Origin of the sequence: Pontibacter korlensis (assembly GCF_000973725.1) — a bacterium.
GTDB classification, from domain to species: domain Bacteria; phylum Bacteroidota; class Bacteroidia; order Cytophagales; family Hymenobacteraceae; genus Pontibacter; species Pontibacter korlensis.
This window is the reverse complement of sequence record NZ_CP009621.1, coordinates 580,312-593,129: the sequence shown is the minus strand read 5'-3', so window position 1 is coordinate 593,129 and position 12,818 is coordinate 580,312. Positions and strand designations below refer to the sequence as shown.

Genomic DNA, 12,818 nt, shown 5'->3' with positions numbered 1-12,818 from the left:
GAAAAATAGCCTCAATAAAAAAGGGACGCCTGACAGGCGTCCCTTTTTTATTGAGGCTACCGTCTATCTTTAAGTTATGCCTAAAGTTACACTTTCCTGTTTGCCTCACCTTTATTCAACGTCACTTGCGGTTGAATCTCTTAATATAGAATAAACTCAATTTTTATTTAATGTTCAAACTGTAAAAAATTGCACAATTTTTCATCTGTTTCCGAATAAGGGTCGTACATACTCAAAATCCCAGTTCTAGTATATTTCTACTCAATCAGCTTTTGTTGGTTACTGTTTAGCCAGCTCTGTAAGGGCAGTGGAATAGGACTGTTTTTAGTATTTCTTATCATTAGTATTGTGTAGTATGAAAAAATTTACTTTTAAAGCCTTAGTTTACTGTGTATTTGGTGTTGTGTTAATGGGCTGTGACAAAACTGAAGAAGTGGGAGTAGATCCTTTTGCAGCCTCCCAGAGCAAGAACTTTGGAACGGACCCTACAAGCTGTGAAATAATAGAATTTGATGAGTATAATCCAACAGAATCTAGTTTTGGAGCTGTAACAACTGTTTACAGCGATAACACACCTGTGCGCATTTCGGCGCAGCAGCGTATGGCAAAAGGCAAGTATTTCAGGCAAAATACTGCATTGCTGTTTGATACAGGTGCTCCAGACCGGAAAAACCAACATTTCAGAACGCCAAGCCCGGCTGCTATCCGCCCTATGGGTAAGGTCTTAACAGTAGGCCGTGGCAATAACCAGTTTGCCAGCCTTTATAACAAAGGATGCCGCATTGAAATGGACTTTTCGGCTATGGGTAGCATTAATCTGAAAGGCATCCATGTATTAGATATTACAGAAGAGGAGAGTGACTCTAAACTGGAATTGCTTGATGCAGACGATAACGTGATCAAAACCATGCAGCTGCCAGTAACAGGTGCCTATGGCGCAACCAGACTTCGTGTAGATACCCCTGGCGTGGTGAAGCTGCGCGTAGTGTTTGGCAAAGAAAGTGCTCGCAGTGGTGGTGGTGCTATAGATGTGATCGAATTTTGCCGTGAATAAACTAACCTGCAGAAACAAAATTAAAGAGGAGCTATATAAGGCTCCTTTTTTTATTGTATACTTACTATAATTAGATTTTTGTTAACAAACAGCCCCTTTTTTTGTTGAGGTTAAAACACCATCTTGCGGCATACGTTTTTAGAGACAACATGAACAGGCAGTTTTTAAACAACTTATTTGTAAGCCATCAAAAGGCGATGCACCTGGTACCGGCTTCGGCTATGTGCCAATTGGTGGAGGGCGTACTGCAGCTGCTCTTTCCGCCGCTTGCTGATGTACGCTTTGAATCGGTGCAGGAGTTAGAGGAGTATGCCAAAGGCTTAAAGGTAAACATGATGCGCATCCTGACAAGTATAGAGCATGAGTTGCCTATGCCTGCAGAGGAGGTTGCAGAGCGAGTAATGCAGGAGCTGCCACACATACATGAGCTATTGTTGATGGACGCTGAGGCAATAGCCGCCGGAGATCCTGCTGCCCAAGGGAGTGAGGAGGTAGTCCGTACCTATCCTGGCTTTAAGGCGGTGGCAATTTACCGTATGGCTCATGTCTTTTACCAGTTGCGTGTGCCCTTGTTACCACGCGTACTAACAGAGTATGCGCATGCCCGTACCGGCATTGACATACACCCGGGGGCTCAGATCGGCACCCATTTCTGCATAGACCACGGCACTGGTATAGTGATAGGGGAGACCTGCGTGATAGGTAACTATGTAAAAGTTTATCAAGGCGTTACGCTTGGAGCACTAAGTGTAGACAAAGCCATGGCTAACATAAAGCGCCATCCAACTATTGAACACCATGTGGTTATATATGCCGGTGCCACCATACTTGGAGGCAACACGGTGGTGGGTGCACACAGTATAATTGGGGGCAATGTGTGGCTAACCGAGAGCGTACCACCATACTCACGGGTGTACCATCGTCCGCAGATAGATGTTCGCCGCGCAGCAGACCCAGCTAGTGTTATAAATTTTTCCATCTGATAAATCATAAATAAAGAATGAAAGCCAACACAATACTCGAATCCATTGGGGGCACACCGCACGTGCGCATCAACAGACTTTATAAAAAAAATGTGGAAGTATGGATGAAGCAGGAGCGAAGCAACCCTGGCGGAAGTATAAAAGACCGCATAGCACTGGCTATGATCGAGGATGCTGAGCGTAAGGGCTTACTGAAGGAAGATAGTGTAATTGTGGAGCCAACTTCTGGTAATACAGGTGTCGGATTGGCTATGGTAGCTGCTGTTAAAGGTTACCAGCTGATACTGGTCATGCCTGAGTCTATGTCGGTTGAGCGCCGCCGCCTGATGGCAGCGTATGGTGCCAAGTTGGAGCTGACACCGCGCGAGAAAGGTATGAAAGGCGCTATTGAGCGTGCACAGGAAATTGTGCAGGAGAACGACAGTGCCTGGATGCCTATGCAGTTTGATAACGAGGCTAACACGCAGATCCACATAGATACTACTGCCCAGGAGATTCTGGAGGATTTTCCTGACGGAATTGATTACCTGATTACAGGTGTTGGTACAGGTGGACACATTACAGGTGTTGCCAAAGTGTTGAAAGATAAATTCCCTAACCTGAAAGTATACGCTGTGGAGCCTGCCGCCTCACCAGTATTGAGCGGTGGCGAACCAGGGCCACACCCATTGCAGGGTATCGGTGCCGGTTTCGTTCCTAAGATATTAGATACGTCTCTGCTTGATGGTGTAGTACAGGTACAGCAGGATGAAGCGTTTGATTACGCACGTCGTGCTGCCCGCGAAGAAGGAATATTCATAGGTGTATCATCAGGCGCATCTTTGGCGGCTGTAGGCAAAAAAATTGAAGAAGAAATACCGGAAGGATCAAAAGTATTGACTTTCTGCTACGATACTGGCGAGCGCTACCTGTCTGTAGAAGGACTGTTCGTGTAAGCTTACGTCTGGAACAAGTATAAACAGGCTCCTGCCAAAGTATGGCAGGAGCCTGTTTTGTTTAATCGCCAGCTACAAGAGCAGTCATTTGCCACTGGCCCTGCTTATTTTTACTGAAGATGGCGCGGTAACCTACTGGACTGTACACATCAGTGTGATAGAGGTAGCCTTGTAGTTCACCATCTGCTGTCTGCACATGCCACCACTCTTTCTGCTGTTTGTCTAAAGGGTAAGACTTGTTGGGATCCGCCTTAAGTATAACCTGGCTTAAGGTACAGGCTGCTGGAGCGTTGGCCGCAGGCTCCTGACGCAGTATAGTGCTTGGGTTTGTAACGGCTATATGCGTAAAGGCATCGAGTGAGTCTGGCCAGCTGCTATATACATAAGGTAGAGCATATAAGTCCTGGTTATTCTCTACAGGATAGTCACCACCGAGACGAGTCATATGCTCGAGTAATAGCCATACTTCGGAGTGCGCATCCTCGGGGTTCCATTGCTTCGTAAAGCTGCTCCAGCCTCCACTTCCATCAAAACCTGTTCTAATGTCTGGAGATAGGAGCTCCTTTAGCTCTCCTGTGCTGTGTGCTTTTACTGCCTGCTGTAGTTTCTGAAGGTAAGCTGCCAGCTCAGAATCGGCATTGGGTTGATCCGGAGCAGGAAGTAAGGGAGCATTTACCTGGCAAGTGGCTACTTGTGGCGTTGCTGTGCTGTCTGCTGAGGCTTGTACTATAGGTGTTTTGGTGGTGGAAGCAGAAGTAAGCTCTGAATCCTGTTGCCTGCAGGCACTAAGGCTAAGTAAGGTAAAAAGGGTGACTGTGAGTTTTTTCATAGTGATGTAAAAGTAAAAGGCACAATTTCCGCTATACTACGGAAACTGCGCCTTTTATATGTTTTTCCTCTGGCTTTATACTTCTAGCAACTCTTGTATTTCATGGTGCATGGCATCTTTTACCTTCTGTAGTTCTCCCGCAGATATACAATGGTGTAGTGCCTTGAACACCGCCTGAAACGACTCTACAATATCACAGTCTCTTATAAAGTCGTTATTGGCAGCAAAAGCATTCTTGCTCCGGATAAAGTTTATCCACTCCTGCTGGCTGCGTATTTTTACAGGTACTTTAGCTGGGTCGTACTGGTCGTAGTAAATGCCTTTCCAAATAGTAGGCAGCTGTGCAGCAAAGTGTACTGCATCGTTTACAGGCAACCTATCGCGAATAGCCTGCAACACTGCCCTGAACACACGTCCTGCTTTGTTAAGATCGTCTGTGCCCATTTCCTCTGCGACTTTTTTTAGCAGGTTAATCGCATCCTTCTGCTTATCCTCAAAATTAAAAGCCATAGCTACCTTCTTTTTAGATGAAACAACCTTAAAAGGTACGGCACTAAAATAGGGCGGTTCTGCAAGTGCAGGTGGAAGACCGTGAAACATAGCCTATACTTAGGAAGCGGGTGATGATAATTTTGCTGAGTAGCTAATTTGGCCCTGTTTCTTTGTGAGAAGGGTGGGATGAATTGAAATACTCCCGGTCAGGGCAAAAAATAAAGGCAACCGTAGTGGTTGCCTTTAGTGGAGAATATCGGAGTCGAACCGATGACCTCTTGCATGCCATGCAAGCGCTCTAGCCAGCTGAGCTAATCCCCCGTATTGTGGTCACAAAAATAGGAGAAAAATTTAAGATGCAAAATATCACCTAAAAAAATCCTGAAAATGAATATCAAATATTTGCTCTGCAACTATAGTAGGAGCATACAATTTAAATATGCTAACATAGGATGACTTGGGAGATCGTGGAATATTGTATAACCTTGATAACAGTAGATGCTAGAGTGAGTGCTTGCTCTCCTAAAATTCACGTTTGCAAATAATTAGAAATTATTTATAAGCAAAGTTGCTCCTTTATTCCAATATTATGCCAAGGTAAAATTTATGAAAAGGTTTTTACATTTTTTTAATCTTTTTAGTTGAAAATAACACAATTGCGGTTGTAATTTCGCACCCGAATTAATCAACCAACCAATTCTTAACAATCTAAAGATGAAGTACAATTTACTAAGTCTTGTTATTCTGGTTTTTTTAACCAGCTTGACACCCAAAGACTTGTTTGCGCAAGGCACCGTTACAGGTAAGGTGGTGGACGCCACCACAAAAGAGCCTCTGCCAGGAGCAACAGTCTTGTTGAAAGGTACCGAGAAAGCAGCGCCTACTGCTTTGGATGGTACCTTTTCTCTTAAGGTAGAGGATGCAAATGCTAACGCTATCTTAGTGAACTACGTTGGCTACATTCAGAAAGAGGTTTCTATCGGAAGCCTGAATGGTACCAAGAACCTGGGTACTATCCTGATGGAGTCTAATACAACTTCTATCAACGAAGTTCTTATTACTGCAAACAGCTACGCGATTGACAGAGAGACTCCGGTTGCAATGTCAACTATCACGAGCGAGATCATCACAGAGAAAGCTTCTAACCAGGAATTCCCTGAGCTCCTGAAGTCTACACCAGGTGTGTACGCTACTAAGCAAGGTGGTGGTTTCGGTGACTCTAGAATCAACCTGCGTGGTTTTAACTCTGTTAACGTTGCCGTAATGATCAACGGTGTTCCGGTGAACGACATGGAAAATGGTAACGTGTACTGGTCTAACTGGGCTGGCTTAACTGATGTAACTAAGTCTATGCAGGTTCAGCGTGGTCTTGGTGCTTCTAAAGTGGCTGTACCTTCTATCGGTGGTACTATCAACATTATCACAAGAACTACTGATGCTGTAAAAGGTGGAAGCCTTTTCCAGGGATTTGGTAACAATGGTTACCTGAAGACTGGTATCTCTTACTCAACTGGTCTGGACGAAAACGGCTGGGCTTTCTCGGTAGCTGCTTCTAAAACAGAAGGTAACGGCTGGGCTGAAGGGCTGGAGTTTGAGGCTTACAACTACTTCTTCAATGCTTCTAAACTGATCAACGAGAAGCACACTATCTCTTTAACTGGCTTTGGTGCTCCACAGTGGCACGGTCAGCGTCAGAACCGCGCTTCTATTGAAGAGTACAGAAATGCTCCTCAAGGTAGAAGATGGAATGCTGACTGGGGCGTGAGAGATGGCAAAGTAGTAAACGTAGAAGACAACTTCTACCACAAACCACAGTTCTCTTTGAACCACTACTGGACAATTGACGAGACTTCATTCCTTTCTACTGCTGTTTACGCTTCTATCGGTTCAGGTGGTGGTGGTGCTTATACAGGTACTTTCACAAGAACAGGTGACAAATACTCTCCATATGACCTTGATGCAGCTGTTGATGCTAACGTAAACTCTCCAGATGGCCGTGCGCTTTCTTACCTGAGGGCTTCTAGAAACGACCACACTTGGTATGGTATTCTTTCTACTTACCAGAAGAGCCTGAACGATAAAGTTAACTTGTTAGGTGGTATTGACCTGCGTCACTATGAGGGCAGACACTTTACAGAGGTAACTGACCTGCTTGGCGCTGACTATGTGTTGGATAACTCAAATGTTAACAATCCAAATAACAAAGCTCGTGTAGGTGACAAAATCAGCTACAATAACGATGGTGTTGTTCTTTGGGAGGGTGGCTTCCTGCAAGGTGAATACACTGATGGTCCGCTTTCTGCTTTCGTTTCCCTTGCTGCTTCTAACACTTCTTACAAGCGTATCGATTACTTCCTGTATGAAGAAGGAAACCAGGAGACTGACTTCCAGCACTTCTTCGGTTACCAAACTAAAGGTGGTGCTAACTACAACCTGACAGACAACCACAACGTGTTCGCGAACATTGGTTACTTCGAGAAAGCTCCGTTCTTCAACTCAGTTTTCCTGAACAACCAGAACGTAATCAACAAAGACGCTAATAACGAGAAGATCCTGAGCTACGAGCTTGGTTACGGTTACAGAAGCTCAGTGCTTTCTGCTAACATCAACCTGTACAGAACAGCTTGGAATGACAGATCTTTCACAAGAGCTTACAATGTGCCTGCAACTGGCGAAGTATATTTTGCTAACCTTTTGGGTGTAGATGCTCTTCACCAAGGTGTTGAGTTAGACTTCACTTACCGTCCAACTAACAAGTTGAACCTGACAGGTATGGTGTCTGTAGGTGACTGGACATGGCAGAGCAACCTGGATGCTATCACAGTATTCAGCGAAGACCGCACTGCATCTCGTACTATCGGACCTATCTACATGAAAGATGTTAAAGTGGGTGACGCTGCACAGACAACAGCTGCTTTCGGCCTGAGCTACAACCTGACCGATGAGTTCAAGATTGGTGCTGACTACAACTACTACACTGACCTGTACGCATACTTCGACCCAACTACACTTACTACACCAGATAGAAAAGTGTGGGAAGTACCTAGCTACTCGCTGCTTGACCTGAACGCTTCGTTCAAGTTCAAAATTGCCGGTATCAATACTTCATTGTATGCTAATGTGAACAATGTGTTCGACACTGAGTACATCTCTGATGCCTCTGCTACTTTCGATATGGAAACTGGCTTGAGCACTGCTGCTAACTCTTATGTATTCTACGGTGTTGGCAGAACTTGGACAACAGGTCTAAAAATTAACTTCTAAGAAATAACTTATCTAGATAGATGAAAAAGGTTTTTTATATAATCTGCTCATTGGCTCTCACGTTTACTGCCTGTGATCCGATGGAAGATGTTTACGAGGAGCTGGATGCGCAGGTAAAGCCATCTGACAGAGCATTTGCTATAACCCTGACCGATGCAGATTACAAGATTGCTAAGATCAACAACCAGCAATTTGCATCTCAGGAGGAGGCATATGAAACTGTGCCAACTATCCTAAATTCAAAGTATCCCCATCTGGAGGTAGGAACTGCAGTAACGGTAACATTTAACTATTCTCACTTTCCTTCAAATAATTTTACTGTAACTGAGGTATCAGAGCATACAGTAACTGAAGATGAGTACGTAGCGGCTGGTTTTACCTACAAAAACTTCGACACAACAGATGACATGATCACGTTTTTGAACACTACGTTCCCGAAACGTGAGGAGAACGAGGTGATGTATCTGACTTATACTTGGTATAACTCTAGCGCATACTCATCTAGACAAACAGTAACAAGCCCGTTCATTTACGTGAACGGTGAGTGGAACAAAGTGTATGAAGTGACTGAGGAGGATTATGCTACTGTAGGTATGAACCCTGACGGTAACACAAGAAGAAACTTCAGTTCTTATGATACTGATAACCTGCCTTATTACTTTAACCGGTTCCTTGGTGAAAATGCTAAAGGTGCTGATCAGGTAGGAGACATTCACTATGTACTTTACAAGTACTACAGCAGCAGCACTGGATTAGTGCAGAGAGTTATGGCAATGCGCTATAATGGAAACGGCTGGGCACAGGTTGCGACAGAAGAGGCTACTGTGCAGTTTGCTAAAGAAGGCAATACTTGGGTTCCAGACTTGAGAATTCAGTATACTCTGCTTTCTGCTGATTATACCTGGATTGCTGATGAGCATCCGAATGTTGCTGACGCGGCTGCAGTAGCTAGCTTAAAAAGATACCGCAACTTCGATACTTCTATGTGGAGCTCTGAGGCTATTGTTAAAGCACTTGGTACTCTTCTAAAAGCTAAATTCCCAGATGCAGAGGTAGGTCAGAAGTTTAACGTTACTTATGTTTTCTACTCTGGTGCAACTGGTACAACAAGTATTACATTGGAGCTGAACGAGTCTGGTAACTATCAGCTTGCTGAGTAACAATAGCAAACCTGTAAAAACAAAAGAGCCTCCCGGTAACCCGGGAGGCTCTTTTGTTTTTACAGGTTTGCTATTTAGTTAAATATGTACCTCACGCCTAGCTGGCCTCTCCATCTGGATTGGAAGTCGTCTACAAAGTATGGGTTGCCATCGGTTAATCCTCTGCCGGTGTAGTTAAAGCGAGGAGTGTTGGTGCCTGACTCGTACCCAACAAAGTCTATAAGTTGAAAGGCATTAAAATTTGCCTGGTACTGCCTTCCCCAATCTTTATTGAGCAGGTTTGTGAAGTTAAAGACGTCAAAAGTGAGCTGCAGTCGATGAGCGTTGTCTGCTTGGTCAAGCTTAAACTCCTGGATGATGCGAAGGTCTATTTGGTTTGTCCAAGGCAAGCGGTCACCGTTGCGTTCTGCATACTGTCCTCTTCTGTCGCTCAGGTAATCATTACTAGAAATGAAAGCATCTAGCGCCTCCCACTGCTCTTCTGGTGTTAGAGAACCAGGCACTACCGCACCGGTACGGTCAGTAATAGGTACGAGGTTAATTTCAGATGCATCCCGAGGAATATAGATCAGGTCATTGGTTCTGCCTGCATCACTATTAACGTCGCCGTTGTAGATGTAGGAGAGCGGCAAACCTGACTGGCCGTTATAAAAAGCCGAGATGGTTGTAGATGCAAAGTTGAGGTAGCTTATCTCATATGTTACACCAGCCACCACCCTGGAGCGGATATCGTTATCAGCAAATGCCGCCTCCACATTATTGAGGCCGTTTACCTGGTTAACGTTAATCCAGTTGGAGCGAGCCTGGCTGGAATTACCAGGGTTAACGTCTTTAGCACGAGCGTAAGTATAGGCCACAGAGCCAGACAGACCCATTTCATATGTTTTCTGAAGTTGTCCGGTTATGCTATATGCGTATCCCTCGCTGGTGTTGGTAAGGTATATAATATCCTGAAAGTTATTGCCAGGTATCCTTCTGAATACAGGACGGTTATCGGCTCCTGTTAAGGTGCCGCTTTGCTCCAGGTTCAGGTTCTGGTAAAAGATATTGTTCAGGTTCTTAGAGTACAAACCTTCCAGTGTGGCGATAACATTGCCCGGAAGGCGTTGGTCAACAGCAGCGTTTACACGAAACAGCTGAGGGAATTTGAAGTCAGGATCTGTGATGTTTATCTCTGCAGTTCCGTCCGATAAACCAACACTGGTGGCTGTAGGCTGGGATGCTGGATCAGGACTGAACCTGATATCCTCTAGCGCTGGGTTACCCGGTGTGAGAGAAAGTCCGCCTAATAGTTGGCCCGTGTTGGTGTACTGGTTAGATATCCATACAAATGGAGCACGGCCAGTAAACACGCCAACACCACCGCGAACCTGCGTATTGCCGTTGTCAAACACATCCCAGTTAACACCAAGCCTTGGCGACAGCATAAACTGCGCACCAGGTGTTTTATTGGTAGCTAAGCCACGATCTGCAAAAGCCTGGTTAAACTCTTGGTTGGGAACTGGGTCGTCATTAAACGTTGGGATGTCGAGTCTCAGGCCCAGTGTGATCTTGAGGTTATTAAGAGCGGCATACTCGTCTTGGGCATAAAAGCCTAACTGAAAGGCGGAGAACTCCGCACCTTGCTCACGAACATCGGTTCTGGAGTAGTTTCTGAAGAAAGCAGAAGGAGCCTCCTCGTTAGGTGTTCCAACTGCCTCAAACGCCTCAATTGAGTTATACTCGTATGCACCGAACTCCTGGCGGATAAACAAGTTGAATGTCTTATAGAACTCGTTATGCGTACCAAGTGTGAAAGTGTGCTTACCGGCAAAGATGTTAAAGTTATCCGTGATGGTGAGTACATCCTGGTCAAGCTGGTTTTGTCCTGAGAAAGGCTCACTACCCAAAGTAATCGTTCTGCCACCAGACAGTCTCAGTGTCACGTTAGGAAAAGGATCGCCTATAATGTCCCTATCGTCACGTACGCGGGTATAACCAATAATGGCTTCGTTTGCATACTTGCTGCCAAACTGGCTTCTGAGTTGCAGCACACTAGAATTGGTGGTGCTTGGAAAATACTCTGCGTTGTTGGAGAACCGGAGGGCATTAGGGCTTCGGCTGTTGTCTCTGTTTTCTGCGTGAACGTAACTGTGGCGCAGTGTAAGTTGGTGGTTGTTGGTAATGTTCCAGTCCAGTCGGGCGAAGATCTTATTACTTTTGGTTTCGTCCTCTATGCTTCTAAAATTGCCAGGGTCATAGCCAAGGCGGTTAGCTACTGTTAGCACTCTGTTGGCTTCTTCCACTGTAATGTTCGAGCCAGGTGTACCCGGCTCGAATAGAAGGGGAGCTGTCCTGTTGGTTCTTTCGCCATTCACGAAAAAGAAAAGCTTATCTTTAAGTATGGGGCCACCAACTCTGAAACCTGCCTGATAGTCGGTGTACTCCGGTAAACGTGTTCTTTCTTCATCCGGGCTTTTACCTACCAGTCGCTCATTGTTCCAGAAGTAATAAGCCGACCCAGTAAATCTGTTAGAGCCACTTCTGGTAATAGCATTAATGCCCCCACCTGTGAATCCACTTTGGCGAACATCGAAAGGAGCAATAACTACTTGTATGGCTTCGATGGCATCCAGCGAGATAGGTTGTACGCCGGTTTGCCCTCCGTTTGTGCCGGAAGCTGATAGCCCAAACACGTCATTATTAACTGTACCATCAATAGAGAAGTTATTGAAGCGGTTATTCTGACCTGCAAAGGAGATACCTTGGCCCGCAGTTGAAGCCTGTGGCGTAATGCGGGTAAAGTCGTTCAGGCTTCTGGAAATAGTTGGCAAGGACTGTATCTGCTCTGTCGATACGTTGGTGGAAGCACCTGTTCTGTCGGAATTGATAACCTTATCCTGGTTTGCAGTAACCTGTACCTCTCCGAGTGTTGTGGTGCTTTCTGCAAGCGTCAGGTCTAGGCGGTAATTTTGCCCGAGGGCAAGGTTTATATTCTGAACTAGCTGGTCCTGATATCCAATGTAGGAAGTCCTGACAGTATAAGGCCCGCCCACGCGCATGTTCTGGAAATTATAGCGGCCTTCGGTATTTGTATTGGCTATGTATTCTGTGTTGGTGGGGGTATGTGTTGCAATAACGGTTGCCCCTGGTAGTGCCACACCGCTTTGATCTTGCACCACCCCATTCATAGCAGCTGTAGTAGTACCCTGCGCCCATAAAAGTTGTATTGGAAGTACACAGCATAGGCACAGGAAAAGTAACCTGTAAAAAGATCTCATAATACTTAATAACTAATTGAACAACAATTATTTCGTTTAGCTATTAAGTACGTGTCTTTTGTATTGTTTAGCGTTAATTTATTGTATAAAATTATAATAGTTATATACTTATAGGGGGATATAACTTCATAATTTCCTTAGAAAACAGGTGGGCGGACTGCTTTGATAAAGATCTTCTGATAATGCTCAGCATAGAGGTTATTCTCAATAACACCCAGGGAGGTGGAGGCATGTATAAAGCGCACTTCGTTAGGGCCTATCACTTCTGTTACCATACCTACGTGTGTAATATTCCGCTTACTCTCCCCAAAAAACACCAGGTCACCTTCACGCAGGTCTTTAGGTTTAACTTCAGAACCGTAGCGGCTTTGTTCCTCCGAAGTACGGGGCAGTGCTACATCTATACTTTGAAAAGAGGTGCAAAGTAATCCGGAGCAATCCATACCAACACGGGTGGTGCCGCCCCAGCGGTAAGGTACACCTGTATAAGAACGTGCAGCCTGAATAACTGTGGCTACATCTTTATCTAGGTTACGACTGCGGTTGGATACACGGGTACGGCTGGTGCGGTCTTTGGAGGTGCCGGCAATGCCTCTGTTCGTTTCGCCTCGTCGCCCAGACTTTTTAGCAGCACGTTTAGCGGCTGCAATCTCTCGGGCAGACTGATACTCTTCACCACGTTTGCTGAACACTGGCTGAGATGACTGACACGAAACCATCACCAGCAAAAAAAAGATAAAAAGGGCAGAAGTAGTAAAAAGTGTTTTCAAAGTGTATTTTAGCGATGCTAGTATTAGAATATATAATCACTGGCTAATTTAAGGATAAGTCCAGCTTTTTT

The 12,818-nt window shown here is 45.1% G+C and carries 9 protein-coding genes and 1 tRNA gene; 5 read left to right on the top strand and 5 right to left on the bottom strand.

Annotated elements, in window-relative coordinates; genetic code table 11:
- Positions 1-355: 355 nt before the first annotated feature.
- The 3 genes from PKOR_RS02420 (at position 356) to cysK (ending at position 2,972) form a co-directional block, all read left to right on the top strand.
- A complete protein-coding gene (locus PKOR_RS02420; protein WP_046308940.1) occupies positions 356-1,054 on the top strand; it encodes a hypothetical protein in 699 nt (232 codons plus the stop codon).
- Between the two features lie 149 nt (positions 1,055-1,203).
- On the top strand, positions 1,204-2,037 hold the full coding sequence (gene epsC, locus PKOR_RS02415) for a serine O-acetyltransferase EpsC (protein WP_046308939.1): 834 nt from the start codon (positions 1,204-1,206) through the stop codon (positions 2,035-2,037).
- A gap of 17 nt (positions 2,038-2,054) precedes the next feature.
- Positions 2,055-2,972, top strand: coding sequence for a cysteine synthase A (gene cysK, locus PKOR_RS02410; protein WP_046308938.1), 918 nt, complete (start codon positions 2,055-2,057; stop codon positions 2,970-2,972).
- 61 nt (positions 2,973-3,033) lie between these two features.
- On the opposite strand, the gene PKOR_RS02405 is transcribed toward cysK, so the two are convergent.
- The 3 genes from PKOR_RS02405 to PKOR_RS02395 all read right to left on the bottom strand — a co-directional run bounded on the left by PKOR_RS02405 (position 3,034) and on the right by PKOR_RS02395 (position 4,614).
- Complete coding sequence (locus tag PKOR_RS02405; protein WP_046308937.1) at positions 3,034-3,801, bottom strand: hypothetical protein; 768 nt, start codon at positions 3,799-3,801, stop codon at positions 3,034-3,036.
- 75 nt (positions 3,802-3,876) lie between these two features.
- A complete protein-coding gene (locus tag PKOR_RS02400; RefSeq protein ID WP_046313967.1) occupies positions 3,877-4,311 on the bottom strand; it encodes a DUF2267 domain-containing protein in 435 nt (144 codons plus the stop codon).
- Between the two features lie 229 nt (positions 4,312-4,540).
- Positions 4,541-4,614: transfer RNA gene (locus PKOR_RS02395), tRNA-Ala, on the bottom strand.
- A 393-nt stretch (positions 4,615-5,007) separates the two neighbouring features.
- On the opposite strand from PKOR_RS02395, the gene PKOR_RS02390 reads away from it, so the two are divergent.
- Together PKOR_RS02390 and PKOR_RS02385 are read left to right on the top strand one after the other, a co-directional pair.
- Positions 5,008-7,557 (top strand): TonB-dependent receptor, encoded by a 2,550-nt coding sequence (locus PKOR_RS02390; RefSeq protein WP_046308935.1) that lies wholly within the window; start codon positions 5,008-5,010, stop codon positions 7,555-7,557.
- A 20-nt stretch (positions 7,558-7,577) separates the two neighbouring features.
- Positions 7,578-8,717 (top strand): hypothetical protein, encoded by a 1,140-nt coding sequence (locus PKOR_RS02385; RefSeq protein ID WP_148561616.1) that lies wholly within the window; start codon positions 7,578-7,580, stop codon positions 8,715-8,717.
- A 74-nt stretch (positions 8,718-8,791) separates the two neighbouring features.
- Here PKOR_RS02385 and PKOR_RS02380 read toward each other — a convergent pair whose 3' ends face one another.
- Together PKOR_RS02380 and PKOR_RS02375 are read right to left on the bottom strand one after the other, a co-directional pair.
- Positions 8,792-11,887 (bottom strand): TonB-dependent receptor, encoded by a 3,096-nt coding sequence (locus PKOR_RS02380; RefSeq protein ID WP_235337158.1) that lies wholly within the window; start codon positions 11,885-11,887, stop codon positions 8,792-8,794.
- A 227-nt stretch (positions 11,888-12,114) separates the two neighbouring features.
- A complete protein-coding gene (locus PKOR_RS02375) occupies positions 12,115-12,747 on the bottom strand; it encodes a C40 family peptidase (RefSeq protein WP_235337148.1) in 633 nt (210 codons plus the stop codon).
- Positions 12,748-12,818 lie beyond the last annotated feature (71 nt).